The 25073-nt window shown below is 66.4% G+C and carries 23 protein-coding genes; 16 read left to right on the forward strand and 7 right to left on the reverse strand.

The genetic code is table 11. The annotated features are described in order from the left end of the window. Positions 1-15 precede the first annotated feature (15 nt). Both B215_RS21890 and B215_RS21635 read left to right on the forward strand, forming a co-directional pair. The gene (locus B215_RS21890; protein WP_019370759.1) at positions 16-657 is read left to right on the forward strand and encodes a cupin domain-containing protein; all 642 of its coding nucleotides are present in this window, start codon (positions 16-18) and stop codon (positions 655-657) included. Positions 658-667: 10 nt separating this feature from the next. Continuing rightward, positions 668-829, forward strand: coding sequence for a hypothetical protein (locus B215_RS21635; RefSeq protein ID WP_162839588.1), 162 nt, complete (start codon positions 668-670; stop codon positions 827-829). A gap of 41 nt (positions 830-870) precedes the next feature. On the opposite strand, the gene B215_RS0116550 is transcribed toward B215_RS21635, so the two are convergent. Continuing rightward, positions 871-2124, reverse strand: coding sequence for a NupC/NupG family nucleoside CNT transporter (locus B215_RS0116550; RefSeq protein ID WP_019370760.1), 1254 nt, complete (start codon positions 2122-2124; stop codon positions 871-873). A gap of 174 nt (positions 2125-2298) precedes the next feature. Here B215_RS0116550 and B215_RS0116555 point away from each other — a divergent pair, with 174 nt between their 5' ends. The 7 genes from B215_RS0116555 to B215_RS0116585 all read left to right on the forward strand — a co-directional run bounded on the left by B215_RS0116555 (position 2299) and on the right by B215_RS0116585 (position 6647). Further along, positions 2299-2946 carry a queuosine precursor transporter gene (locus tag B215_RS0116555; protein WP_019370761.1) on the forward strand — a complete coding sequence of 216 codons (648 nt, stop codon included), beginning with the start codon at positions 2299-2301 and terminating at the stop codon, positions 2944-2946. A gap of 20 nt (positions 2947-2966) precedes the next feature. Continuing rightward, complete coding sequence (gene argB, locus B215_RS0116560; RefSeq protein ID WP_019370762.1) at positions 2967-3866, forward strand: acetylglutamate kinase; 900 nt, start codon at positions 2967-2969, stop codon at positions 3864-3866. Between the two features lie 75 nt (positions 3867-3941). Then, the gene (locus tag B215_RS0116565; protein ID WP_019370763.1) at positions 3942-4238 is read left to right on the forward strand and encodes a YggT family protein; all 297 of its coding nucleotides are present in this window, start codon (positions 3942-3944) and stop codon (positions 4236-4238) included. A gap of 10 nt (positions 4239-4248) precedes the next feature. Then, positions 4249-4557, forward strand: coding sequence for a DUF167 domain-containing protein (locus B215_RS0116570; protein ID WP_026009348.1), 309 nt, complete (start codon positions 4249-4251; stop codon positions 4555-4557). Continuing rightward, complete coding sequence (folD, locus tag B215_RS0116575; RefSeq protein WP_019370765.1) at positions 4547-5422, forward strand: bifunctional methylenetetrahydrofolate dehydrogenase/methenyltetrahydrofolate cyclohydrolase FolD; 876 nt, start codon at positions 4547-4549, stop codon at positions 5420-5422. Before B215_RS0116570 ends, folD begins: the two co-directional genes overlap by 11 nt. Beyond that, a complete protein-coding gene (locus B215_RS0116580; protein WP_019370766.1) occupies positions 5422-6027 on the forward strand; it encodes a hypothetical protein in 606 nt (201 codons plus the stop codon). The genes folD and B215_RS0116580 overlap by 1 nt, the downstream gene beginning before the upstream one ends. Beyond that, positions 6024-6647 (forward strand): MarC family protein, encoded by a 624-nt coding sequence (locus tag B215_RS0116585; RefSeq protein ID WP_019370767.1) that lies wholly within the window; start codon positions 6024-6026, stop codon positions 6645-6647. The genes B215_RS0116580 and B215_RS0116585 overlap by 4 nt, the downstream gene beginning before the upstream one ends. A gap of 37 nt (positions 6648-6684) precedes the next feature. Here B215_RS0116585 and B215_RS0116590 read toward each other — a convergent pair whose 3' ends face one another. Further along, complete coding sequence (locus B215_RS0116590; protein WP_019370768.1) at positions 6685-8487, reverse strand: hypothetical protein; 1803 nt, start codon at positions 8485-8487, stop codon at positions 6685-6687. Positions 8488-8548: 61 nt separating this feature from the next. Here B215_RS0116590 and B215_RS0116595 point away from each other — a divergent pair, with 61 nt between their 5' ends. Then, the gene (locus B215_RS0116595; RefSeq protein WP_236704372.1) at positions 8549-8968 is read left to right on the forward strand and encodes a GtrA family protein; all 420 of its coding nucleotides are present in this window, start codon (positions 8549-8551) and stop codon (positions 8966-8968) included. A 1-nt stretch (position 8969) separates the two neighbouring features. Further along, complete coding sequence (locus B215_RS0116600) at positions 8970-9701, forward strand: class I SAM-dependent methyltransferase (RefSeq protein WP_019370770.1); 732 nt, start codon at positions 8970-8972, stop codon at positions 9699-9701. 50 nt (positions 9702-9751) lie between these two features. Here the strand turns inward: B215_RS0116600 and B215_RS0116605 are convergent, their stop codons facing one another. Further along, positions 9752-10777 carry a glycosyltransferase family 2 protein gene (locus tag B215_RS0116605; RefSeq protein WP_019370771.1) on the reverse strand — a complete coding sequence of 342 codons (1026 nt, stop codon included), beginning with the start codon at positions 10775-10777 and terminating at the stop codon, positions 9752-9754. Between the two features lie 159 nt (positions 10778-10936). Between B215_RS0116605 and B215_RS0116610 the strand changes: the two genes are divergently transcribed. Beyond that, positions 10937-13144, forward strand: coding sequence for a TonB-dependent hemoglobin/transferrin/lactoferrin family receptor (locus B215_RS0116610; protein WP_019370772.1), 2208 nt, complete (start codon positions 10937-10939; stop codon positions 13142-13144). A gap of 17 nt (positions 13145-13161) precedes the next feature. Then, positions 13162-14145: a DUF6607 family protein gene (locus B215_RS0116615; RefSeq protein ID WP_019370773.1), complete on the forward strand. Its 984-nt coding sequence runs from the start codon at positions 13162-13164 to the stop codon at positions 14143-14145. Between the two features lie 89 nt (positions 14146-14234). On the opposite strand, the gene B215_RS0116620 is transcribed toward B215_RS0116615, so the two are convergent. Beyond that, positions 14235-16040 carry a DUF885 domain-containing protein gene (locus B215_RS0116620; protein ID WP_019370774.1) on the reverse strand — a complete coding sequence of 602 codons (1806 nt, stop codon included), beginning with the start codon at positions 16038-16040 and terminating at the stop codon, positions 14235-14237. 83 nt (positions 16041-16123) lie between these two features. Further along, positions 16124-18211, reverse strand: a complete 2088-nt coding sequence (locus B215_RS0116625) for a RelA/SpoT family protein (RefSeq protein WP_019370775.1) — start codon at positions 18209-18211, stop codon at positions 16124-16126. Between the two features lie 179 nt (positions 18212-18390). Here B215_RS0116625 and B215_RS0116630 point away from each other — a divergent pair, with 179 nt between their 5' ends. Then, positions 18391-18873 carry a winged helix-turn-helix transcriptional regulator gene (locus B215_RS0116630; RefSeq protein ID WP_019370776.1) on the forward strand — a complete coding sequence of 161 codons (483 nt, stop codon included), beginning with the start codon at positions 18391-18393 and terminating at the stop codon, positions 18871-18873. Positions 18874-18887: 14 nt separating this feature from the next. On the opposite strand, the gene B215_RS0116635 is transcribed toward B215_RS0116630, so the two are convergent. Both B215_RS0116635 and B215_RS0116640 read right to left on the reverse strand, forming a co-directional pair. Beyond that, complete coding sequence (locus B215_RS0116635) at positions 18888-19874, reverse strand: SGNH/GDSL hydrolase family protein (protein ID WP_019370777.1); 987 nt, start codon at positions 19872-19874, stop codon at positions 18888-18890. Positions 19875-19905: 31 nt separating this feature from the next. Next, positions 19906-20802 carry an iron-containing redox enzyme family protein gene (locus B215_RS0116640; protein ID WP_019370778.1) on the reverse strand — a complete coding sequence of 299 codons (897 nt, stop codon included), beginning with the start codon at positions 20800-20802 and terminating at the stop codon, positions 19906-19908. A 156-nt stretch (positions 20803-20958) separates the two neighbouring features. Between B215_RS0116640 and B215_RS0116645 the strand changes: the two genes are divergently transcribed. Both B215_RS0116645 and B215_RS0116650 read left to right on the forward strand, forming a co-directional pair. After that, the gene (locus tag B215_RS0116645) at positions 20959-23493 is read left to right on the forward strand and encodes a glycoside hydrolase family 9 protein (RefSeq protein ID WP_026009350.1); all 2535 of its coding nucleotides are present in this window, start codon (positions 20959-20961) and stop codon (positions 23491-23493) included. A gap of 71 nt (positions 23494-23564) precedes the next feature. Beyond that, entirely contained in the window at positions 23565-25073 is a 1509-nt protein-coding gene (locus B215_RS0116650) for an acetyl-CoA hydrolase/transferase family protein (protein ID WP_019370780.1), read from the forward strand.

Below are 25073 nucleotides of genomic sequence, written 5' to 3' on the forward strand. Positions count from 1 at the left end.
AGGGAAGGAGCGCGCGTGACCGAGCAGGACGAGGAATTGCGGGCGATGGCCACCCATCGCGGGCTGAAGCTGGTGAAGTCGCGGCGGCGGAAGCCGGGCGGGGACTTTGGTCTGTACGGGCTGAAGGATGCGAGCGGCGCGGAGGTGTTCGGCTTCGGTGACGGCGGTCTTGTCGCCGATGCGGAGGGGATCCGGGCGTATCTGCGCGGCGGGATGCGCAGCGACTGGAGCACCTCGGTCCAGACGACGCCGGGGCCGAAGCGGGCGCCCAAGCCGACGGCCAAGCCGGTACCGAAGCCGAAGCCGACGCCGCCGCCCAAGCCGCGCTTCAAGCCCGACGTAGCGAATCTGCTGCGCGACCTGCCCGAGGCGAAAGAGGAAGAGGCGTTCGACGATCTGCTCAAGCGGCCCGGCACTCGCATCGAGCGGATCGTCTCGCGCGGGCAGGCGACGGCCGAGGACACCCCGATGGTGCAGGCCTGGGACGAGTGGGTCATCCTGCTGGAAGGGGCGGCGGGCATTCGTATCGAGGACTCCGCCGAGGTTCGGCTGGCGCCCGGCGACCATCTGCTGATCGCCGCCGGCCAGAAACATTGGGTGACATGGACCGCGCGCGACCGTCCGAGCGTTTGGCTGGCCGTGCATCTGAACGAATAGGAGCAGGACGATGGCCGACCCGATCAATCCCGGGGATGACGCGGCACCGGGTACCCCCGGCACCGGCGAAGACGTCTGCCGCCGTTGCAACGGATCCGGGCAGATCGATGGCGGCGAATGCCCGATCTGCGGGGGGACGGGAACAGTGATCGAGGGGATTGGCGGGGGGTGACGCTTGTTATCCCCTCCCGCCAGCGGGAGGGGAATAGAAACTCACGGTAGCAGCAGCCCTGCCAGTGCCGCCGACATCAGGTTGGCAAGGCTGCCGGCGACCAGCGCCTTGAGCCCCAGCCGCGCGATCACCGGACGCTGGTTCGGCGCGAGGCTGCCGGTAGCGGCCATCTGGATCGCGATCGAGCTGAAATTGGCGAAGCCGCACAGCGCGAAGGTGATGATCGCCTTGCTGCGCGGCGCGAGATTGGTGGCGTTGCCGAGATCGATGAAGGCGACGAACTCGTTGAGCACCACCTTGGTGCCGAACAGGCCGCCAGCCGTCGTCGCCTCGTGCCACGGAATGCCGAGCAGCGCCATCACCGGCGCGAAGATCGCCCCGATGATCGACTGGAAGCTGAGCCCGGAATAGCCGAACCAACCGCCCGCCGCGGCGAGCAGGCCATTGGCCAGCGCGACCAGCGCGACGAAAGCGAGCACCATCGCGCCCACCGCGACCGCGATCTTCACGCCCGTCGAAGCGCCGGTGGCTGCCGCCATGATGATGTTGGCGGCGCGTTCCTCCTGAAAATCTTCCTCGGCAACGCGAATCACGTCGTCTTCGCCCGTCAGCGGCGCATCGGCGCGGCTGGGTTCGTCGGGCATGATGATCTTGGCCATCAGCAGCCCGCCCGGCGCCGCCATGAACGACGCAGCGAGCAAATAGGGCAGCGACGTCGGCCCCAGCAGGCTGGCATAGGCGGCGAGGATCGTGCCCGCGATACCGGCCATGCCGACGCTCATCACCGCAAACAGCTGCGACGGCGCGAGCTGCGCGAGATAAGGGCGAATCACCAGCGGCGACTCGCTCTGGCCGACGAAGATATTGGCGGCCGCACAGAGTGATTCGACCTTGCTGACCCCGGTGACCTTCTCAATCGCGCCGCCGATCCAGCGGACGACGAACTGCATGATGCCGAGATGGTAGAGAATCGACACCAGCGCGGCGAAGAACACGATCACCGGCAGCGCGGCGATGGCGAAGCTCTGGCCGCCAATCTCCGGCTTGGCGAGATTGCCGAACAGGAAGCTCGTGCCGGCGCTGGCATAGCCGAGCAGCGCGGAGACACCGCTGGCCATCGCGTGCAGCCCGCTCTGGCCCCAGCTGGTGCGCAGCACGAGGATGGCGGTGCCCGCCTGCAGCGCGAAGGCGGCGCCGACGACGCGCAGGCGGATCGCCCGGCGATTGCTGGAAAGCAGGAAGGCGATGCCCAAAATCGCCAGCACCCCGAAAATGCCGCTCGGGAATTGAGTCATTCTGAAGTCGTATGTCCCCACGCCGGCGGAATTCCTGCCAGCAAACCCGCCGACCATACACGTGGTGGCGCATCTTGCCAGAGGGTTACGCGCCGCCGCGCGGGACAGCGGCGCGCGACAGGGAGCGCACCGCGCCATCTTCCACCGCGCCGCCTTTGGCGCTAGCACCCGGCGATGGACACCCCCAAGCTCGCGATGCCGCGTTCGCTCTTCGTCTTTGCCATCCTGTATGGCGGCATGGTCTGCATGGCGGGCGTGCTGGGCGTGAAGCAGGTGGCACTGGGGCCGCTGGCGGTGGAAGCGGGCATCTTCGCCTTCCTGCTGCTGGTTGTGCTGTCGAGCGCGGTCGCCGAGCTGCACGGACAGGCCGTGGCCACCGGGCTGGTGCGGCTGGGCTTCATCCCGCTGCTCGTCTCCGCGGCGCTGATCCAGCTGGTGCTGGTATTGCCGACCGATCCCGGCATGTACCCGCCGGCCGTGGACGCCTTCCCGATCGTGGTGGGGCAGGGCATGCGGATGATGCTGGCGGGCTTCATCTCCTATGGCACGTCGCAGACGCTGAACGTGTTCATCTTCAACAAGCTGCGCGGCAAGGAAGGGCCGAGCGGCCTGGTGTGGTTCCGCGGGATGCTGGCGAGCGTGGTGTCGCAGATCGTGGATACGGTGCTGTTCATCAGCATCTCCTTCCTCGGCGAACGGCCGATCCTGGAGCTGATGGCCGGGCAGATGCTGACCAAGGTGGTGCTGTCGATCGTGCTGGTGCCGTTCCTGATCACCGGCGCGGTGGTATTGGGGCGCGCACTCGATGGACGTACGGCCTGAGCGGCTTTAAAGGGCCGCGCATGACCGACCACGCACCCCATCCGGCGCTGCTCGCCAAGGCCGAGACCCTCACCGAAGCGCTGCCCTATCTGCAGCGCTATGCCGGCGCCACCTTCGTCGTGAAATATGGCGGCCACGCCATGGGCGACCCTGAGCTGGCGCGCGACTTCGCCGAGGACGTGGTGTTGCTCAAGGCGGTGGGGATCAATCCGATCGTCGTGCATGGCGGCGGGCCGCAGATCGGCCGGATGCTCAAGCGGCTGGGCGTCGAATCGACCTTCGTCGGCGGCCTGCGCGTTACCGACAAGGCGACCGCCGAGATCGCCGAAATGGTGCTCGCGGGATCGATCAACAAGGAAATCGTCGCCTGGATCACCGCAGCCGGCGGCAAGGCCGTGGGCATTTCGGGCAAGGATGCCGGCCTGGTGCGCGCCGAGAAGGTGAAGCGCAGCGAGGCTGATCCGCTGCAGGGCATCGAGCGGCATGTCGATCTGGGCTTTGTCGGCGAGCCGGTGGCGGTGGACATCGCGATTCTCAAATCGCTTGCCGCATCGGGCTTCATCCCGGTGGTGGCGCCGATCGCGCTGGGTGCGGATGGCCACACCTACAACATCAACGCCGACACGATGGCCGGCGCGATCGCAGGCGCATGCGGCGCCAAGCGCTTCTTCCTGCTGACGGATGTGCCGGGGGTCCTCAGCAAGACGGGCGACCTCCTGACCGACCTGGATGCCGCGCGGGTACAGGCGCTGAAGGATGACGGCACGATTTCCGGGGGCATGATCCCCAAGGTGGAAACGTGCGTGAACGCAGTCGCCGCCGGCGTCGACGCGGCGGTGATCCTCGACGGACGCATCCCGCACGGTATGTTGCTCGAAATCTTTACCCGCCAGGGCGTAGGCACGCTCGTCCATAGCTGATTGTCCTGCGGACGATCGATCCTATATCGCTCCTGTAACGGTGCCCTGGAGAGAGAATTGACTCAGATTGGCCTGATGCTGCTGCAGATCGTGCAGGTAGTGCTGAACATCGTCTGGTGGATCATCGTGATCCAGGCGATCCTTTCGTGGCTGATCGCGTTCAACGTCATCAACACGCACAGCGATTTCGTTCGTTCGGTGTGGACGGCGCTGCAGCGGATGACGGAGCCGCTCTACCGCCCGATCCGTCGCATTCTGCCCGATTTCGGCGCGCTCGATATCTCGCCGTTGATCGTGCTGCTGATCCTGTACATCCTCCAGACGATCGTGATCCCGCGGATCGCGCTGATGGTCGCCGGCGCCGCGCTCTAAAGGGTGTGCGGTGCCTGCCTGGCGGCCTAGCGCCACAGGAATCGAGATCGCCGTGCGCGTGACGCCCCGGGCGTCGCGCGACGTGCTGGCGGCAGGGACCGACGACCATTTCACCGCCCGGCTCGCCGCCCCGCCGGTGGAGGGCGCCGCCAACGCAGCGCTGGTGCCGCTTGTTGCCAAGGCATTCGGGGTGGCAAAACGCGACGTGGTGCTGATCGCCGGCGAGACGTCGCGGTTGAAGCGGCTTTCCATCCGGGGAGACATGCCGGCTCTGGAACAGATCGCTCGCAGCCTCTATGGCGAGGCACATGACGGCTGAGATCATCGACGGCAAGGCGTTTGCCGCGGGCCTGCGCGCCCGCATCGCGGACCTGGTTCCTGCATTCGAAGCGGCGGCGGGGCGCGTGCCCGGCCTCGCCGTGGTGCTGGTTGGCGAGGATCCCGCGTCCGCCGTTTATGTGCGTTCCAAGGGCAAGCAGACGCGCGAGGCCGGTATGGCGAGCTTCGAGCATCGCCTGCCTGCCGATACGACGCAGGAGGCGCTGCTCGCGCTGGTCGATCAGCTCAACGCCGATGGTGCGGTGGACGGCATCCTCGTGCAGCTGCCGCTGCCCAGGCATATCGACGCGCAGGCGGTGCTGCAGCGAATCGATCCCGACAAGGATGTCGACGGGTTCCATCCCGTGAATGCCGGGCGACTGGCAACGGGCCTGGAGGGCTTTGTGCCTTGCACGCCGCTGGGCTGCCTGATGCTGCTCCAGGATCGGCTGGGCGATCTTTCCGGCCTGAACGCCGTGGTGATCGGCCGTTCGAACATCGTCGGCAAACCGATGGCGGCGCTGCTCACCCAGGCGAGCGCGACGGTGACGGTGGCGCATTCACGCACCCGCAACCTGCCACACCATCTGCTGCATGCCGACATCGTGGTGGCGGCGGTGGGAATCGCCCATTTCGTGAAGGGCGAATGGTTGAAGCCGGGCGCAACCGTGATCGACGTGGGCATCAACCGCACCGAAGACGGGCTTGTCGGCGATGTCGAATTTGATAGCGCGGCGAGCGTTGCGGGTGCGATTACCCCCGTGCCGGGTGGAGTGGGGCCGATGACAATCGCCTGCCTGCTGCGCAACACCCTCGTCGCCGCGCACCGCAATGCCGGGGTGCCGCTGGAGGCGGACGCGATCTGATGCTGCTTGCGCTGCTGCTTCAGGCCACCGCGCCGCAAACCGCGATCGATGTCGAACGCGCCTTCGATGCGGCGGCACAGGCAGAGGGGCAGTGGACCGCGTTCCGGCGCTATGCCGCGGCCGATGCGTGGATGTTCGTGCCGGAGCCGGTGAACGCCCAAGCCTGGCTGAAGGACCGCAAGGATCCGGCACAGTCGGTGCGCTGGTCGCCGACCCACAGCTATGTCGCCTGCGATGGCAGCCTGGCGGCGAACACCGGCGGCTGGACCCGACCGGACGGATCGGTGGGGTATTTCTCCACGCTCTGGCAGCGGCAGACCGACGGCGCCTGGAAGTGGACGCTCGATCATGGCGACGTGTTGCAAGCTGCGCGTCCCGCTGTCGCAAAGCCCGCGGTGCAGCGGGCGGCCTGCGGCGCCAAGCCGACAGAGATCGCGTTTGCGCCCTGTCCCTCCACCCGGAGGTGCCGTCAGGGGCGATCGGCCGATGGCACGCTGATATGGGATTGGAGCTTCGACGCCGATGGGCGCCAGCTGACCGTGATGCTGTGGACCGGCAAGGCGTTCGAAACGGTTCTCCAGGACGAGGTGCGTAGCGGCCGATGATCGAGCTGTTCGTCTCCTCGCTGGTCACCTTCTTCGTCATCATCGACCCGCCCGGCTGCGCGCCGATCTTTGCCGGGCTGACGGCCGGGACCAACGCGGTGCATCGCCGCGCAATGGCGGTACGCGCGGTGATGGTCGCGGCGATCATCCTGTTCGGCTTCGCCTTGTTCGGCGAGGCGCTGCTGCACGCGCTGGGGATCAGCCTCAACGCCTTCCGCATTGCCGGCGGCATCATGCTGTTCCTGATCGCGCTCGAGATGGTGTTCGAGAAGCGCACCGAACGCCGTGAAGATCGGGCGGAGAAGGTGAAGGCCGAGGACCCGGTCGACATTTCGATCTTCCCGATGGCGATGCCGATGATCGCGGGTCCGGGATCGATCGCGTCGGTGATGCTGCTGATGTCGCAGAGCAGGGGCATCCAGCAATCGCTGGTGGTGCTGGCCGCGATGCTGTCGATTCTGCTGCTGACGCTGGTGGCGCTGCTGGCGGCGGGGCCGATCATGCGCGTGGTGGGCGCCAAGATCGAAGCGGTCGTATCGCGGCTGCTGGGCGTGCTGCTGGCCGCGCTGGCGGTGCAGTTCGTGATCGACGGTATCCGATCGTCGCTCGCAGCGGGGTGAGCGGCATGCCCCGCCCGCAAGGGGAGGGGCGCAGCGCTTATCTGTCGTACCGGATCTTCCACAGCCGGTACGGCGAGCCGTCAGCCAGCGGCACCGGTTCGAGCCAGTCGGGCACCTGACCCTTGGCGAGCTGGGCGTAGAAGCCCACCGGGTTGCGGGCGCGGTACACCGTGGTTTCCGACATGTTGGGGCAGAGCAGCAGATAGCCGGCCTTGTGCCGAGCAGCGATGGCGCGGAAGGCGTCGGCGCGGCCCGTGAAGGCATGATGCACATCGAGGATCGCGGTGCCATTGCGATGATAAGGCCCCGCGACGGCGTTGTGATGCGTGACGACGATCAGCCGCGGCCCGAGATCGACCTGGGTGAACATCGTCGCAGCCGGAATGGCGTTCAGCGTCCGCAGCTGCGAAGTGCGGGTGCAGGCGATATTGGCCTGACGCACCCGGTCGCTGCCCGGCTTGCCCGCGCTCTTGTTCGCCCAAGGCATCTTCACGCCGCTCGCCAGCGCGCCGACGATGGCGAAGGCCAGGACGGCAACGCCGATGCGCAGCCACAATGGGCCGCGACGGGCGAGCCATGGGACGGCAAGCCAGATCATCGCGGTGATACCCGGCACCGCCAGCAGCTGCGCGCCCGGCGCCGCGCGCAGCTGCCACAGCAGCATGGCGGCAGCGAAGGCGGTGAACAGCATGATTGCGGCCCAGCCGGTGAGGCGCGGGCTCCGCCGTGCGTTCCACACCGCCAGCATCGCGCCGATCAGCCCGAGGCCGGCAACGACGGCGATGGGGATCGCGGTATCGCGCGGGTGGCGGTAGATCGGCCGCGCCTCACGCACATTCGACAGCCAGGTCGTATAGAGTTCGTCAGACACTTGCTCGGGGCGGCCGAGGCATTGCGGGAAGAAGTGCACGAACCCCGCAACGATGATGCCGCCGGCCAGGGCTGCCAGCGCCAGCCGCAGCCAGCGCGATCCCGGGTTGGCCAAGGTGAGGGCGACCAGCAGCGCTCCGGCCGCCACCAGCACGCTCAGCCACACCGGCGTCAGCGCATCGCAGCGCATCGCCTGATTCGCGTTGGAAGCGAACAGCACGAAGCCGATCGCCGAGCCGCCGCCAAGAGTGAGGCCATAGACCATCAGTCGCCGGCGATCGCCTGCATCCCACACCCAGCGCAGTCCGAGGATCGCACCGGCCATCGCGCAGAAGGGCAGGAGTTCGAGCCCGATCGACAGCGAGAAGGCGCTCGCCAGCCCAACCACCGCGCCGCCGCGCGCGGGCTTGGGATCGGCAAGACCCGCGACCGTCATTGCCAGCGCGGCGAGTTGCCAGCCATGATGATCGATCCGCATCGGTGCGTACATCGGCAGCGTCGCGCCGCAGGCGAACAGCAGCAGCGCCAGCGCGATCGGCCAGGCGAGCGGCGCGACGAGACGGCGGACGGTGAGCGAGATGCCCGCCATCGTGATCGACAGCGGCAGCAGCGGGGCAATGCCGCACGCCCATTTTTCTGCCGTCGCCATGCCGACGAACGGCTTGAGCAGCAGGATCAGGCCCGCGATCGGCAGATCGACGACGCGCGACCAGTGGATGTCGAACCCGCCCAGCGCCGGATCCATCCGATACTGGCGCAGATCATACCAGCCCTGGCCGGCGAGCAGCGCACGCACCTGCATCAGCCGCATATTGTCGTCGGTATCGCTCAGGGTGAGCCAATAGATGTTGCCTTGGCGCTGGACGAGGAACCAGGTGACCGTGCAGGCCCAGACGAGCAGCGTCCAGCCGAGCCAGTGGCGATCCAGTTCGTGTCGAACGCGGAAACCGCGAAAGGGGGTGGCCGTCAAAATCGCTTTCCTCGAATGCTGGTGCGCATTAGGGCGGGGCAGGGTCCAAGGGCAAGCGAGTGTGACGGCGGTTTTGCAGAGAGTGGAGGCGTTGCGCGCCAGCGGGGTGCTGGGGCAACTGATACGCTTCGTCATCGTCGGCGGGCTTTCCACCGTGGTGTATGCCGCGGTTTATTGGCCGCTTGCCACTTATGTGATTTGGCCGGTGCTTGCCTCGGTGGCGGGATTTCTGGTCGCTGTGGTGTTCGGCTATGTCTTTCACAGCCGCTGGAGCTTTCAGGGGCATGGCGCCGAAGAAAATGCGGCGCTGAAGTTCAAGTTTTTCGCGGTGCAATCGGCGGGCATGGTGATGAATGCCGGTTTCACCTGGTTGCTGACCGGTCCGCTCGTGCACGGGCCGACCTGGTGGCCGCTGGTGCCGGCGGTGCTGGTGACGCCGTTCGCAACGTTCGCACTCAATCGCTGGTGGGTTTTCGGCTGACATGGACCGCATCGTTTACGACCGCATGGCGGCGCATGATTCCACCCATTGGTGGTACCGCGCCCGTCGCGACATTCTGGCGGACTATCTGGCCCGCTACGGCGCGGTGCCCAAGGGCGCGAAGATCCTCGAGATCGGGTGCGGCACCGGGCACAACCTGCCGATGCTCGGCGCGTTCGGGGAAGTGGATGCGATCGAGATCGATCCCGCCGCGCGAGCGATCGCGAGCGAGCGCCTGGGCAAGCCCGTCGGCGCATCGCCGCTACCGGAACTCACCGGGGTGCAACCCGCCAGCTATGATCTCGTCGCGGTGCTCGACGTCGTCGAGCATATCGAAGACGACGTTGCGGCGCTCCAGGCGATGGCGCGAGTGCTCAAGCCCGGTGGCAAGATCCTGATCACCGTCCCCGCGCATCAGTGGATGTGGAGCGCGCATGACGTGGTGAACCACCACAAGCGACGCTATTCGAAGGCGACGCTGCTCGCCGCACTCGAAAAGGCGGGGCTGACGTGGCGCAAGCTGCGCTGGTTCAACTCGCTGCTGTTCCCGGTAGCGGTGGCGGCGCGCTTCGCCGGCAAGCTGATGGGCAAGGACGACAGCGACGACTCGCCGCCGCCCGCGCCGCTCAACAAGGCGTTCGAGCTGGTGTTCGGGCTGGAGCGGCATCTGCTCGGCCGGCTGCCGATGCCGCCGGGGCTTTCGATCATCGTGCTGGCCGAGCCGAAGGGCTGAGGAAGCGCCGCGCTCTTCCCCCCTCCCGCTAGCGAGAGGAGGGATGCGTTTCACTCCGCCGCGTCGTTGTGCCTTGCTTGCGGGGATACGCTGATCGTCCCCGAATCCTGCTGTCGATAGCCGAGCGACGCATGCGCCTGCACCGGCCCTGCCACGTCGGCGATCAGGTAGAGCGGCCGCCGCTTCGATTCCACATATAGCCGGCCCAGATATTCGCCGATCATCCCCAGCACGAACATCTGCACCGCGCCGAGCACTACCACGACCAGCATCGTGGAGGTCCAGCCCTGAACCGCGCGGCCGAGCAGCCAGGCGACGAGGATGTAGAGCACCAGCAGCACCGAGGCCGCGGTCAGCAGCAGGCCGACATGGCTCGCGAAGCGCAAGGGCGCCGTGGAAAAACCGGTGATCGCGTCGAGCGCGAAACGGATCATCTTGCCGAGCGGGTACTTGGTCTCTCCGGCATGCCGCTCGTGCCGGTCATAGACGAACGGCACCTGGCGGAAGCCGATCCAGGCGACCATGCCGCGGATGAAGCGCGCCTGTTCGGGCAGCGACAGCAGCGCATCGAGCGCGCGCCGGCTCATCAGGCGGAAGTCGCCGGTGTCGAGCGGGATCGGCGTGTCGGTGATGCGATCGAGCATCCGGTAGAACACCGCCGCGGTCGCTTTCTTGAACAAGCTTTCGCCCTCGCGCTTGCGGCGCACCGCATAGACGACGTCGGCACCCTGCGCGGCCATCGTGGCGCGCATGTCGGTCAGCAGCTCGGGCGGATCCTGAAGGTCCGCGTCGATGATCAGAATCTGCTCGCCGGCGCACAGGTCCAGACCCGCGGTGAGCGCGAGCTGGTGGCCGTGGTTGCGCGAGAGGTTGATGGCGACGAGATGCGGATCGGCGGCGGACAGGCGCTGCATCACCTCCCAGCTGCGGTCGCGCGAGCCGTCGTTGACGAAGACGATCTCATAGGATTCGCCCACCGCAGTACGCGCGGCCGCGCTGACGCGGGCGTGGAGCATGTCGAGGCATGCTTCCTCGTTATAGCAGGGGACGACGACGGAAAGCTGAGGGCGGTTCATGATCGAGGCTCTGTAGCGCTGCCGAAGGATGACGTCGAGCGGGCCGGTTCGGCGATACGGCTCGCCAATACGGAGATCGTTACGCTGGGGGTTTGACGGCCATCTCTTTGCAGCTATAGCAACTGCGAATCAGTTGCAGTATCAAAAGAGGGAAGCGCCGTGATCCACTCCATCGTCCGCCTCGCCGGGGCGGCGAGCTTGTTCGCCTATCTGTCCACGCCCGCCGTTGCGCAAACCAACGTGTCGCAGCAGCCCCCTGCCGCCACCGGTGAGACAGCGAAGCCGAACGCCGAGACGATCACCGTCACCGCCACCAGGCTCGCCACAGATACCCAGAAGGTGCCGGCGACCGTCACCGTCATAACCGACGAGAAAATGGCGGATCAGCTGGTCAACGACATCAAGGATCTGGTGCGGTTCGAACCGGGAGTCAGCGTACCCCGACAGCCGGCGCGGTTCGGCGCGGCATCGGGAACTACGGGGCGCGCGGGCAATGAAGGCTTCATCGTGCGCGGCATTGGCGGCAATCGCGTGTTGATCCAGGTGGACGGCGTCCGCGTGCCGGACGGCTTCACCTTCGGCGCGCAGAGCGTGGGGCGCGGCGATTATGTGGACCTGGGCCTCGTCAAATCGGTGGAGATCCTGCGCGGGCCCGCCTCGGCGCTGTATGGCAGCGATGGTCTGGCTGGTGCGATCAGCTTCGTCACCGCCGACCCTGCCGACTTCCTTGAGGGGGGCAAGACGATCGGCGGGCTGGTGCGCGCAGGCTATCAATCCGCCGATCAGGAATGGAGCGAAACGGGCATTCTGGCAGGTCGCACCGGCGACTGGTCGGCAATGGTTGCCTATACGCGGCGTGATTTTGCCGAGCTGGACAACAAGGGAGTGATCGGCGGCAGCGGGGCCGCGCGCACCCAACCCAATCCGCAGGACGGCGAATCGAACGCGCTACTCGGCCGCATCGTCTTCGAGCCCGGCAATGGTCACAAGCTGCGCCTGACCGGCGAATATCTGGACAACAATCTCGACACCAATGTGCTGACCAGTGTGAGCAGCACCGTCACCGGGACCACGGCGAACGACAAGACGAAGCGCAAGCGCGCGGCGTTCGACTGGACGTGGAGCGGGCAAGGCGCGATCCAGAGCACGCGATTGAGCCTGTATTGGCAGAAATCGGAAGACAGCCAGTTTTCCGCCGAGGACCGAACCGTGCTGGCGGATCGCACGCGGCTGAACACGTTCGACAATCGCGTGTTCGGTGCATCGGGCGAAATCGTGCTGGCTTATGAAACGGGCGCGCTCCGTCACCGGCTGATCTTCGGCGCCGATGCCAGCAGGACCCGCCAGGAAGGAATTCGCGACGGCACCGTGCCGCCGGCCGGGGAAACCTATCCCACCCGCGCTTTTCCCAGCACCGACTTCACGCTGGCCGGCATGTTCGTATCGGATGAGATCGCGGTTGGGCCGGTGACGCTGTTCCCGGCGCTGCGGTTCGATCACTATGCGCTGGATCCGCAGAATGACCCGCTATTGCCTGCCTTCCAGGAAGCGCGGCAGAGCGGATCGCGGGTGTCGCCCAAGGTCGGTGCAACGCTGGCGCTGGGCCGGGGATTCAGCCTTTTCGGCAACTACGCCCAGGGCTTCAAGGCGCCCGAACCGAGCCAGGTGAACCAGTTCTTCCAGAACCTCGCCTTCGGCTATCGTTCGGAGCCCAATCCGGGGCTGCGTCCGGAAACCAGCAGAAGCGTGGAAGGCGGCATCCGCTTCGGCGGGGGCGGCGTGCGCGCGCAGCTGACCGCGTTTCACGCCGATTACGACAATTTCATCTCGCAGGAAGTGGTGGGCGGCGCCTTCACTCCGGCCAATCCCGCCGTCTACCAGTTCATCAACCTGGACGAGGCGCGGGTGAAGGGCATCGAGGGCAAGCTGGATGCGACACTGGGCCGGGGCTTCACCGCCAATCTCGCATTCGCCTATGGCGACGGCCAGGTGATCCGCGATGGCGTGTGGCGCTCGCTTTCCACGGTCGATCCCACCAAGGTGGTCGGCGGAATCGGCTATCGCGCTCCGGACGGGCAGTTCGGCGGCCAACTGATCGTCACGCATAGCGCGCGCAAGAAGGACAGCAGCACCAACGGCGTATGCACCGGCGCCTGCTATCGTCCCCCTGCGTTCACCATCGTCGATGCCACCGCCTTTTTCCGCGTGACCGACGGGCTGACGCTGCGCGCCGGCGTCTTCAACCTGTTCGACCTGAAGTATGCTTGGTGGAACGATGTGCGCGGGCTGGCCGCCACCTCGACGATCACCGACGCCTTCACTCAGCCGGGACGCAACGGCAGCGTCTCGATCAGCTATCGCTTCTGACAGATCGGGGAAAGAGCATGAAGATTCAGCGCATTGGCCTTTTGGCTTTGGGGCTGCTGGCGATGCTGCCGGCGCTGCCGGCAGCCGCGGACGGGCCGGTCCGGCCACGCAGCGCGGCCGAGGAGCAGGCGTCGTTCGAAGCCGATCGGCGCGACATTCTGGGCATGGCGGGCGCTTACAAGGTCCGCTTCGACATGCAGGAGGCGACCGCCTGGCGTGCCGACTACACGCCGATCGAAGCCAAGGTTTCGGGCGGCCACGAAGTGGTGCGGGTGATCGAGGACAGCGGTCGCAAGATCGTGCTGCAGCACCTGTTGGTGGTGGAGCATGACGGCAAGAGCCATGTCATCAAGCACTGGCGGCAGGACTGGGAATATGAACCGGCCCGCGTGCTCGTCTATGCCGGGCCCAACGAATGGAAATGGGAGGCCGTAGCCGAGGCGATGCGCCGCGGTCGCTGGTCGCAGACCGTATACCAGGTGGACGACAGCCCGCGCTATGGCGGCTGGGGGCAGTGGACGACCGAGGGCGGCGTGCGCCGCTGGCGCTCCAACTGGACGTGGCGGCCCCTTGCCCGTCGTGATGCGGTGCGCGGGCCGGTCTATGACCGCTATCTGGGCATCAATCGTCATCAGCCGACGCCGAGCGGCTGGGTCCATTGGCAGGACAATACCAAGATGGGCCTGTTCGACGGCAAGCTGCAGCCAGTCGTCCAGGAATATGTGCTGAACAGCTATACCCGCTTCGACGGCTATGACGTGAAGGCAGCCGACGCCTATTGGGCGGCGACCAAGGGCTATTGGGCGGCGATCCGCGCAGAGTGGGATCGGATCGCCAACGCCAAGAACGGCATTCGCATCACCGAAGCGGCCGAGGCGGGCACGGTGATCGCCAGCCGGCTGCTGACGATCGCCGATGAGATCCAGGCCGGCAAGACCAGCGAGGCTGCGGGCATCGCGTTGGCCAAGAAGCTCATGGATCAGGCGACGAAAGCCGCCTGATCCGGCGCGCGGGACGGGGAAGTCGAAGGCCACCGTCCCGCGCGCGAACTTCTCGATCCGCTCCCCGATGGCGTAAGGTGGCCCGGCGGTTACACCATCGCCTTGGCGCGTTCCTCCACCAGGCGTTCGAACATGGTGAGCGGCATCGCGCCGAGGCGGATCACCTCGTGAAACTGCTGCAGGTTGAACTTGTCGCCGGCAATCGCCTGCGCCTTGGCGCGGGCGCGGGTCCAGGAAATGTGGCCGAGCTTGTAGCTGCATGCCTGGCCCGGCTGGGTGCAGTAGCGCTCCACTTCGCGCTGCGAGCGGGCGCGGGGGAAGCCGGTAGTTGCCACCAGATAGTCGGTTGCCTGATCGCGGCTCCACTTCTTGGTGTGGATGCCGGTATCAACCACCAGGCGCGCCGCCCGGAACAGGAAGGACTGGAGATAGCCGGCGCGCTCCAGCGGCCCGTGATAGGCACCCAGCTCGTCTGCCAGCTGTTCGGCATAGAGCGCCCAGCCTTCGGTATAGGCGCCGAAAAAGCCCATCTTGCGGATCAGCGGCCCTTCGGCGGACTGGGCGGTGCTGATCTGCAGATGGTGACCCGGCAGCCCTTCGTGGAAGGTCAGCGCCGGCAGCGAGTATTTCGGCCAGTCGGCCACGCTCTTCAGGTTGATCCAGTAGATTGCAGGGCGCGACCCATCGAGCGCGGCGCGGCTGTAATAGCCGTTGGACGCGCCGTCCTGGATCTCGACAGGCACGGCGCGGATTTCGAGCGGCGCCTTGTTGGGATTGAGGAACGCCTTGGGCAGCAGCGTAGCAACGTCCTCCACGCCCTTGTTCAGGCTGGCGAGCAGCGCGGCGCGGCCTTCCGGCGTATCGGCATAGAGCTGATCGGCGCGGGCGTTCAGCGCCGTCAGTCGCTCGCCGACACTGCCGCTGCGCAGCCCCTGCTGCTTGAGCAGCGCATCGAGCGTCGCGGTGATTTCGGCCACCTGCTCCAGGCCCATCTTATGGACCTGATCGGGGGTGAAATCGGTGGTCGTCGCCTGCGCCAGCGCCGCGGCATAGATTTCCTGGCCGCGCGGCACATCCCACAAGCCGGCCGAGGGGCGACCCTTGGCGTTGAGATCGCGCATGAGCGCCATCTGGCGATCGAGCGCGGGATAGATTTTCTGCTCGACGATGGACGCGGCGCGCGCCTGCCAGTCGCCGGCAAGGCCCTTGTCGCGCGTGCGGCGGACGATCGATTCGGTCAGCGTGTTCGCCGCCGGTGCGGGGCTGCGCAGCTTGGCCATCTGCGCAAGCGTCAGTTCCAGGCAGAAGCGCGGGGCGACCAAGCCGCGGCCTGCGGCCTCCTTCTGATCGGCCGTATCCTGGTCCAGCGAGCCCGCAAAGGCGTTCAGCCGATCCAGATAGGCTTCGGCGTCGTCCTGGGTGACGATGGTGTGGCTGGTGTTCAGGAAATCGGGCGTCGAGAAATAGGCGCCGCCCTGCTGGAAGATCGGGAAGGGGCGGATCACCGAATCAACCTGGAACTGGTCCTGCGGCAGGGTGGCGTTGTGCAGCGAATAGAGCACGACCTCGCGGTCCAGCCGGGCGCCCTCGGACAGGCTGTCCGGGGCAAAGCTCTCGATCTTGGTGATGGCGGCCTTGGTATCGGCCAGATTGCGCGCCTTGGCCGCCGGGCTGGTGTCGCTCAGTTGATGCTTCAGCGCGGCATTGGGCCCCTTGTCGAACCCTAGCGAGGTGGCGAATTCCGGCGAGCGCTGAATACGCGCCATCACGATCTGGTTGTAGACGGCGTTGATTTCGGCATCGCGGGTGCCGGCCACCGCCGCGCGCGCGGCGGCGGGCAACAGCGCCGCCAAGGTGGCGACGCTCGACGATCCGAGAAACTGGCGACGATCCATGCTGATGCTTTCCCCCCTTTGCAGATTGAGAGGGAGCCTAAGCGCCTATAATTGCGGGGACAAGGCCCGGGCTTCGAGGCGGATCAGGCGCGCTCCGCCCAGCTCACCGCATCCGCCGCGCGCAGCGCCGCCAGCAGCTTCATCAGATGCGCGGCGTTCCGCACTTCCAAGTCGATCGTGTTGGTGTGGAAGGTGGTGTCGCGGTTGTCGAGGCGCAGGCCGAGGATGTTCGCCTTGTGCTGGCCGATCAGCGTCGCGACGGTGCCCAGCGCACCAGGTTCGTTCTTCAGCGTCACCGCGATTTCCGCCACCCCGCCGTCGGCTTTGTCGCCCCAGGTGAGATCCACCCAGTCGGCCTCTTCCACTTCGGCCAGGCTGGGGCAATCGATGCGGTGTACCACGATCGGCTGATCGGGATGGCGCACGCCGACGATGCGATCGCCCGGCACCGGCCGGCAATCCTCCGCGAAGGTGAAGGCGACGCCGGGGGTAAGGCCCTTGATATCGATGGCGTGCTGCTGCGGCGGCAGATCATGGTCGTCGCCCGAGGAAGAGCCGGGCATCAGCGCTTCCATCACCTGCCCGTCGGTCAACGAGCGCCGGGCGATCGCCTCCATCAGCGAGGCATCGTCCGGCAGCTTGAGCCGCTTCAGCGCATCGCCCAGCGCTCCATCGCCCGGCGGGACGGGCAGGCGGGCGAGAATGTCCTCATAGAGCTTGCGGCCGAGCCGGATCGTCTCGTCCCGCTCCTTCTGGCGCAGATGCCGGCGGATCGCCGCGCGCGCCTTGCCGGTGATGGCGAAGTTCAGCCAGTTGGGCTGCGGCTCCTGCGCCTTGGAACGCAGGATCTGCACCTGATCGCCCTGCTCGATCTCGGTCCGCAGCGGCACCACCCGGCCGTTGATCTTGGCGCCGACCGACTGGTCTCCGAGATCGGTGTGGACGGCATAGGCGAAATCAACCGGCGTCGCCCCTTTGGGCAGCTGGATCAGCTCGCCCTTCGGCGTGAAGGCGAAGATGCGATCCTGGTACATCGCCATTCGGGTGTGCTCGAGCAGCTCCTCGGGGCTTTCGGCATGCTCCAGGATCTCGATCAGGTCGCGGATCCAGCTCACCTGCGTGTCAGGCCGCACCGCGCTCTGCTTATAGGCCCAGTGCGCCGCCAGGCCGAATTCGGCCTGGGCGTGCATGTCGCGCGTGCGGATCTGGATTTCCACGCGGGTATCGGCGGCATGGATGATCGTGGTGTGCAGCGAGCGATAGCCGTTGCGTTTCGGCGTGGAGATGTAATCCTTGAACCGCCCCGGCACCATCGGCCAGCGCCGGTGGATCACGCCCAGCGCGCGATAGCATTCCTCCTCGGTATCGACGATCGCGCGAAAGGCCATGATATCCGACAGCTGCTCCAGGCTGACATGGCGTTCGGACATCTTCTTCCAGATGGAGAAGGGGTGCTTCTCACGGCCCGAAACCTCCGCTTCGATGCCGCCGCGCGCCAGCAGCTGCCGCAACCCGCCCGAAATGCTCTCGATGCGGTTCACGCCTTCGACGCGGAAACGCTCGAGCCGGCGGGTGATCGATTCGAAGGCTTCCGGCTCCAGCTCGCGAAAGGCGAGCGTCTGCATCTCCTTCATGAACTCGTACATGCCGATCCGCTCGGCGAGCGGGGCATAGATGTCCATCGTCTCGCGCGCGATGCGGCGGCGCTTTTCCTCCTTCTTGATGAAGTGGAGCGTGCGCATGTTGTGCAGCCGATCGGCCAGCTTCACCAAGAGCACGCGGATGTCGTCGGACATCGCGAGCAGGAACTTGCGCAGATTTTCGGCCGCGCGCTCGCTTTCGGTCTGCGCTTCGATCTTGGAGAGCTTGGTGACGCCGTCCACCATCCGCGCGACGTTGGGGCCGAACAGGCGCCGGATCTCCTCCGGCGTGGCCACCGTATCCTCGATCGTGTCGTGCAGAATCGCCGTCGCGATCGTCTCCGCATCGAGATGCAGGTCGGTCAGGATGCCGGCTACTTCGATCGGATGGCTGAAATAGGGGTCGCCGGAGGCGCGCTTCTGCGTGCCATGGGCGTTCACCGAGAAGACATAGGCGCGGTTGAGCAACGCCTCATCGGCCTGGGGGTCATAGGATAGGACCCGGTCTACAAGTTCATACTGACGCAGCACATCTCTAGATGAAGGCGCGCGTGGCAGATTTGCAACCCGTTTGAGCGCCAAAATCCTACCATTGCGCTCGGGTGTTGCACTTTGCCAACGCGATCGGCCCGGAAAGCACAAGCAATGCCGTGCTTTGCCGCGTCACCCCGCCGGTTTCGCTTGGCTGGATTATGCGATAGAGTAGTCGAATGGAGTATGCCGTTCCCCTCCCGCCCTGCACGCTGCCGCCCACCTGCAGCCTGCCGGCCGCGCTGGAGGCGGTGGGCGAGCGCTGGTCGTTCCTGATCCTGCGCGGCGCGTTCAACGGCATCCGCCATTTCGAGGAATTTCATTCCGGTCTGGGGATTGCGCGCAATATCCTCGCCAACCGGCTGGCTCGGCTGGTCGAGCACGGCATTCTGGTGCGCGAGCCCTGCGACGACGATCGGCGCAAGGTGGAATATCGCCTGACCGAAAAGGGCCATGCGCTGCTGCCGACGATGATCGCGCTGCGCCAATGGGGCGAGCGCTGGGAAACCGGCGTGCCCGCCTCGCCGATCCTGGTCGATGCGCGCGACCGCCAGCCGATCGCGCCGGTGACGGTGCAGGCGCATGACGGGCGCGTGCTCGGTCGCGGCGACCTGGTATGGGCGTTGCCCGAGGAGATATCGCCCGCGCTCGCCGCCGAATAGCGTGCGGTCGCCGCTCAGTCCGGGGCGATTTGTCGTTCCACCAGGTCAGCCATCCGCTGCTGGTCCTTAAGCGACGGATGATAGTCGCACGCGGTGAGCTCCAGGGTTGGAACCTCGACCACGCGTGCACCGGTTTCGCTCGCAACCGCGCGAACATCCGCGACGAAGCTCGCCGCGCCCATCAGCAGGATCTTCGCCTGCGGCTGCTGGGCTTTCAGTGCCCGCACAAAGGCGATGTAGCTGGCGCGATACGCCGCCCGCAGCGCCGCCTCGTCCTTCCATGCCTCGCCGGGGTGGAGCGGGGTGGAGAAATCGTTGGTGCCCAGGTTGATGACGATATGCTGTGGGCGCCACGCCGCGTCCTGCGCCGCCGCCGCCGGGGCCCCAGGAAGCGCGCGCGGATAGAGCAGGGGCAGGTTTTCACCCGGCTTGCCGCCATTATAGTTGCGCACCATGCCTTCACCCGAAAAGGCGATGACGCGATAATCGGCGTCGAGTTTCCTCGCCAGCAGCGGCCCGAAGGCAAGTTGCGTGTTGGTGCTATCGTGCACCATCGTGCCGGGACAGCTCCGGACCGTCGCGGTGTCGCCATAGCCGACGCTGTGCGAATCGCCGATAAACTCGATCTGCCGACTACGCGGTGCGGGCGGCAGGGGAGTGCCGTCGGTGAAGATGCCGACCATGCGGCTGCCGCCGCTCTGGCTTTCGGTTCGCTTCTCGACGCGCACGACATGCGGGCCATCCGCCAGCCCGGCGAAGTGCAGCCGGGCAAGACCCGGCCGCGTCAAGATCGCCCGCTCCACGCCGTCGACGAGGATGCCGAGATGATCCTCGCCTGCCTCGACCGCGACGGTGACGGAGGTGCCGCGGAAACGCCCCTCGAAATAGACGCCTGGCCAGCCGAACCGGCCATCGGTCGTCACCCGTCCGCCGCTATGCAGCGGTACGGCGGTTTCAGCGGGCGCGAGCAGCAGGGCCGCGGCGAGGACAGGCTTCAACATGCCTCGCGTCTAGCTTGTGGTCGGGGCCGCGTCAGCCCCAGAGCCGCTCGCGATACGCCTCGAAGCAGCGCGCGCCGCAGCGTAGGCGGATCAGCGCGCCTTCGGCCATCGCCGTCGCGCGGCGGGGATCCTCTTCCACAGCCGGACGGATCGCCTCGCGATTCCAGTCCTCGCTGTGCTTGATGTCGAGCACGGCGTGCAGTGTGAAGTAGCGCGCTTCCTTTGGGCTCAGCCCCACGCGCTTCAGCCCTTCCGCCGTCGCTGCCGAGCGGCCGGGGGCTGTCAGCTCGATTACGCCCAGTGCGCCCACCGAATGCCAGGCATAGCGGCGGCTGCTCGCCATTGCCGTCATCGCATTGGCAAGGCAGAGGCTCTCCCACACGGTATTCTCGATCACCGGTGTGACGGCCAGCGTCTCGACCAACGCGTCTAGCATCGGTCCATGCATGCCCTTCTCGGTGCCATGGCCCATCTCGTCCCAATAATTGCGGGCGAGTTCGAGCTTGGGGCGCGTCGGCAGCTTGACTTGCGTCATCGCCACCAGGTCGTCGAATCCGGCTTCTCCGGCGGCTTCCTGTTCGAAGAACCATCGAAGCTGATCTCGATCCGCCTGCTCGGCCAGCCAGGGGAAGAGCGGATCGCCCTGGCCTGGACCGGTCGCTTTCAGCTCTTCGAACCAGGCGATAAAGCCATCGGCATCGGTCGGCGCGGCGGCCGCCTCGTCGGCGACCTCGGCGCGCAGTTCCTCAAGGAACGCGCCCTGCAGCCGCTCCATGCGAACGTCACGCTCGAACAGCCGCTGCCAGTCGTGGGACGGGAAGCCGGGTTCGAGCCGCTCCCGATTCCAGTGCGCGAGACCACGCTGGAAGCTGTCGGTCAGAAACTGCGAACGAAGGGGCTGCGCAAATTCGCGCGCGAGGGTGGCCATGGGGAAAACTCTCTCCTGCTTGGCCGCTTCAACTATCGGTCACTTGGCGGAGTTCCGATCCAATTAGCTGGATCAACCATCTGGCAGTCGTCAGCTGGCCATGTTAGCGATAACGCGAACAACGCGGAGCCTATCCGCAATCGGGGAGGAAATTGCATGAAAGCCATGGCCTTGGCGGCGCTGCTCGCCACCACCACGCTTGTCTCCGCGCCCGCCGGGGCGCAGACGAAGCCTGCCCTTATGCTGAATGACAGCGGCTATTTCGAAGCGCCCGGCGTAAACGTGCTGGTCTTCTCCAACTGGTATGACGGGCTGTTCGCCGATTCGAAGATCAGCGGCGTGGAAATCATCCATCAGGGCGAGCGTACCGCCACCAACGGCGATGTCCGCTTGTCCGCAACGCCGGGCCAGTGGGACGCGATCGGGCGGATGGTGAAGCGGACGGTGGATCCAAAGAGCGGGGCGATCGAGGCGCTGCTCGAATATCCCGACTACAAGTTCCAGTACCGCATCCGCGCCGAGCGCAAGGGCGAGAGCGTCACGATCGCCGTGCTGCTGGATCAGCCGCTGCCGGCGGCGCTGGCCGGCAAGGCGGGGTTCAACCTGGAATTCCTGCCCGCCGCCTATTTCCACAAGAGCGTGCTGGCCGATGGCAAGGCACAGACCTTCCCCCTCTATCCCGCGAGCGACATGGTGGCCGGCGGCGAACGCAATGCCGCCAGCGGCCGTGACTTTGGTCCAGGTGCCGAGCCGCTGCCGTTCGCGACCGGCAGCACGCTGGTGCTCGCGCCCGAAGATGCCGGGCGCCGGGTGACCATCCGATCCGCGACCGGGCCTATCGGCCTGTATGACGGGCGTGCCCAGGCGCAGAATGGCTGGTTCGTGGTGCGGGGCGTGCTCCCCTCCGACAAGACCGGCCGCGTGCTGGAATGGACGCTGACTCCCAACGCCGTGCCGGGCTGGACTCGGGCGCCGGTGATCGGCCATTCGCAGGTGGGCTATGCACCCGGCCAGGCCAAGACGGCTGTGATCGAGCTCGATCCCGCGATGAAGGCACCGCCCGCCACCGCCCGGTTGCTGCGCATTGGCGCCGACGGCAGCGCGACGCCGGTGCTGACCGCCGCCGCCAAGCCGTGGGGCAAGTATCTCCGCTACGCCTATCGCCAGTTCGATTTCTCGGCCGTTCGTACGCCCGGCCTATACCAGATCGATTATGCCGGGGTGCGCACCGCCAGCTTCCGCATCGGCGACGACGTCTATGCCACCGCGTGGCAGCCGACGCTCGACGTGTACATGCCTATCGCGATGGACCATATGCTGGTCAACGAGGCGTACCGCGTGTGGCATGGCGACAGCCATCGCGACGATGCCCGCCAGGCCCCGGTCAATCACGAGCACATCGATCTCTATCGTCAGGGGCCGACCACCGACACGCGCTTCAAGCCGGGCGAGCATGTTCCGGGGCTCGATGTCGGCGGCTGGCTCGACGCCGGCGATTTCGACATCCGTACCCAGACCCAATATGCGGTGGTGCGCCAGCTCGCCGAGATTTGGGAGCGCCATCAGGTGACGCGCGATCAGACGCTGGTCGATCACGATCTCCGCCGCGTCGAGATGCATGTGCCGGACGGCAAGGCCGATGTGCAGCAGCAGATCGAGCATGGCGTGCTCTACCTCGCCTCGATGTACGATGCGGTGGGCCATGCGGTGCACGGCGTGGTCGAGCCCGATGTCGCGCAGTACACCCATCTCGGTGACGCGGCGTCGAAGACCGATGGGCTGATCTATGATCCGTCGCTGAAGTTCGGCGAGCGCAAGGGCGGCCGCAGCGGCACGCCCGACGATCGCTGGGTGTTCACCACCCGCGCCAGCGCGCTCGATTATGGCAGCGTCGCCGCGCTCGCCGCCGCCAGCCGAGCGCTGCGGGGGCATAACGATGCGCTGGCCGACAAGGCGCTCAACCTCGCCAAAAAGGTGTGGGCCGAAGAGCAAAGCCACGCACCCTTCACCTACAGCCATGGCAACACCACCGGCAATTGGCTGCCCGGCGAACAGTTCGACGCGGCGGTGGAGCTGTTGGTCACCACCCGCGATCCGGCCTATGCCGCGCAGGTGCAGGCGCTCTGGCCGCAAATTGCTCCGCGCTTCGCCTTCTTCGCCCAGAGCGCGACCCAGGCGCTACCTTTCATGCCGGCGAGCTATCGTGATGCGGTCGCCGCCGCGGCGCGGACTTGGAAGGCCTCGTTCAAGCCCGAGAACCCGTACGGCGTGCCGATCACCACCGGCGGCTGGGCGGGCAATGGTGCGGTGATCGAGACCGGCCTTGCCGACTATGCCGTCCACAAGGCGTTCCCGGAGATCAGCGACGGCAGCCTCGTCTTCCGGGCGCTCGATTATCTCTACGGCACCCATCCGGGTTCGGACATCTCGTTCGTTTCGGGCGTCGGCACCGTTTCCAAGGAAGTCGCCTATGGCAGCAACCGCGCCGATTTCAGCTTTCTTGCCGGCGGCGTGGTGCCGGGCGCGTTGATCCTGAAGCCCGACTTTCCGGAGAACAGCGAAAGCTGGCCCTATTTCTGGGGCGAGAACGAATATGTCATCAACATGGGGCCGATCTATATCGCGCTCGTCCAGGCCGCGAACGACCTGCTGAAAACGCGTGCGCCGGGTGCATCCGCCCAGCCCAAGTAGGTAATTGCAACAATTGCACGCGCCTCGATAGGGCTGCATCGCCACGCGCGTCGCAGCCCTTAAGAGGTTTCATGTCCCGTATCGCTCACCCCGGACTCGCCGCCAAGGTCACCACCGCCGAGCACGCCGCCTCGTTCATCGCCAATGGCATGACCGTGGGGATGAGCGGCTTTACCGGTTCCGGCTATCCCAAGGCGGTGCCGACCGCGCTCGCCGCGCAGATCGAGGCGGAACATGCCGCCGGCAAGCCGATGCGGCTGAAAGTGTGGACCGGCGCGTCGACCGGCCCGGAGCTGGACGGCGCGCTCGCCCGCGTCGACGGCATCTCGGCGCGGCTGCCCTATAATTCCGATCCCATCGCCCGCGAGAAGATCAACGCCGGCGAGATGGACTATGTCGATCTGCACTTGAGCCAGGTGGCGCCGCTCGCCTGGGAGGGATTTCTCGGGCCGCTGGACGTCGCGGTGATTGAGGTTGCCGGTATTCGCGAAGACGGCTCGCTGATCCCCTCCACCTCGGTCGGCAACAACAAGACCTGGCTCGATGTCGCCAAGCGCGTGATCCTGGAGGTCAACAGCTGGCAGAACCCGGCGCTGGAGGGGATGCACGACATCTATTACGGGACTGCGCTGCCGCCCAACCGCGTGCCGATCCCGCTCACGGCCCCCGATCAGCGCATCGGCCAGCCGACGCTGCGCTGCGATCCGCACAAGGTGATCGCGGTGGTCGAGACCAACGCCCCCGATCGCAACCTGCCCTTCGCCGCACCCGATTCCAGCGCGCTTGCCATCGCGCAGCACCTGATCGAGTTCTTCCGCCACGAAGTCGGCAAGGGCCGGTTGCCGCCGTCGCTGCTGCCGCTGCAATCGGGCGTGGGCAACATCGCCAATGCGGTGCTCGCCGGGCTGCTGACCGCGCCGTTCGAGAACCTCACCGCCTATACCGAGGTGCTGCAGGACGGGATGCTCGACCTGCTCGCCGCCGGCAAGCTGCGCATGGCGAGCTGCACCGCCTTCTCGCTGAGCCCCACCGCCGCCGAACGGCTGAACCAGGATCTCGATTGCTTCCGCGATCGGATCCTGCTGCGCTCGCAGGAGATCAGCAACCATCCGGAGGTGGTGCGTCGCCTTGGCTGCCTGGCGATGAACGGGATGATCGAGGCGGATCTGTACGGCAACGTCAATTCCACCCACATCATGGGTTCGCGCATCCAGAACGGCATCGGCGGATCGGGCGACTTCGCGCGCAATGCCTATATCTCGATCTTCATGTCGCCCTCGACCGCGAAGGGCGGTGCGATCTCGGCGATCGTGCCGCACGTTGCCCATGTCGATCACATCGCGCAGGACGTGCAGATTGTGGTGACCGAGCAGGGCCTGGCCGATCTGCGCGGCCTCGCGCCCCGCAAGCGCGCCGAGCAGGTGATCGAACGCTGCGCCCACCCCAGCTACAAGCCGATGCTGCGCGACTATTATGAGCGCGCGCTGGCGGGCAGCTATGGCAAGCAGACCCCCATGCTGCCGGGCGAAGCCTTCGCCTGGCACCAGCGCTTCGTGCAAACGGGGACGATGCAGGGCTGA

It is taken from the genome of Sphingomonas sp. ATCC 31555, from assembly GCF_000282895.1.
Taxonomy (GTDB): Bacteria; Pseudomonadota; Alphaproteobacteria; order Sphingomonadales; family Sphingomonadaceae; genus Sphingomonas.

Excerpts from the sequence above, each read along its gene's own strand:
- B215_RS0116600 (WP_019370770.1), top strand. The coding sequence starts at position 8,970 with ATGGACCGCATCGTTTACGACCGCATGGCGGCGCATGATTCCACCCAT.
- B215_RS0116640 (WP_019370778.1), bottom strand. The coding sequence starts at position 20,802 with ATGGCCACCCTCGCGCGCGAATTTGCGCAGCCCCTTCGTTCGCAGTTT.
- B215_RS0116630 (WP_019370776.1), top strand. The coding sequence starts at position 18,391 with ATGGAGTATGCCGTTCCCCTCCCGCCCTGCACGCTGCCGCCCACCTGC.
- B215_RS0116650 (WP_019370780.1), top strand. The coding sequence starts at position 23,565 with ATGTCCCGTATCGCTCACCCCGGACTCGCCGCCAAGGTCACCACCGCC.
- B215_RS0116580 (WP_019370766.1), top strand. The coding sequence starts at position 5,422 with ATGCTGCTTGCGCTGCTGCTTCAGGCCACCGCGCCGCAAACCGCGATC.
- B215_RS0116645 (WP_026009350.1), top strand. The coding sequence starts at position 20,959 with ATGAAAGCCATGGCCTTGGCGGCGCTGCTCGCCACCACCACGCTTGTC.
- B215_RS0116585 (WP_019370767.1), top strand. The coding sequence starts at position 6,024 with ATGATCGAGCTGTTCGTCTCCTCGCTGGTCACCTTCTTCGTCATCATC.
- B215_RS0116555 (WP_019370761.1), top strand. The coding sequence starts at position 2,299 with ATGGACACCCCCAAGCTCGCGATGCCGCGTTCGCTCTTCGTCTTTGCC.
- B215_RS0116615 (WP_019370773.1), top strand. The coding sequence starts at position 13,162 with ATGAAGATTCAGCGCATTGGCCTTTTGGCTTTGGGGCTGCTGGCGATG.
- B215_RS0116635 (WP_019370777.1), bottom strand. The coding sequence starts at position 19,874 with ATGTTGAAGCCTGTCCTCGCCGCGGCCCTGCTGCTCGCGCCCGCTGAA.
- B215_RS21635 (WP_162839588.1), top strand. The coding sequence starts at position 668 with ATGGCCGACCCGATCAATCCCGGGGATGACGCGGCACCGGGTACCCCC.
- argB (WP_019370762.1), top strand. The coding sequence starts at position 2,967 with ATGACCGACCACGCACCCCATCCGGCGCTGCTCGCCAAGGCCGAGACC.
- B215_RS0116605 (WP_019370771.1), bottom strand. The coding sequence starts at position 10,777 with ATGAACCGCCCTCAGCTTTCCGTCGTCGTCCCCTGCTATAACGAGGAA.
- B215_RS0116620 (WP_019370774.1), bottom strand. The coding sequence starts at position 16,040 with ATGGATCGTCGCCAGTTTCTCGGATCGTCGAGCGTCGCCACCTTGGCG.
- B215_RS0116565 (WP_019370763.1), top strand. The coding sequence starts at position 3,942 with ATGCTGCTGCAGATCGTGCAGGTAGTGCTGAACATCGTCTGGTGGATC.
- folD (WP_019370765.1), top strand. The coding sequence starts at position 4,547 with ATGACGGCTGAGATCATCGACGGCAAGGCGTTTGCCGCGGGCCTGCGC.
- B215_RS0116550 (WP_019370760.1), bottom strand. The coding sequence starts at position 2,124 with ATGACTCAATTCCCGAGCGGCATTTTCGGGGTGCTGGCGATTTTGGGC.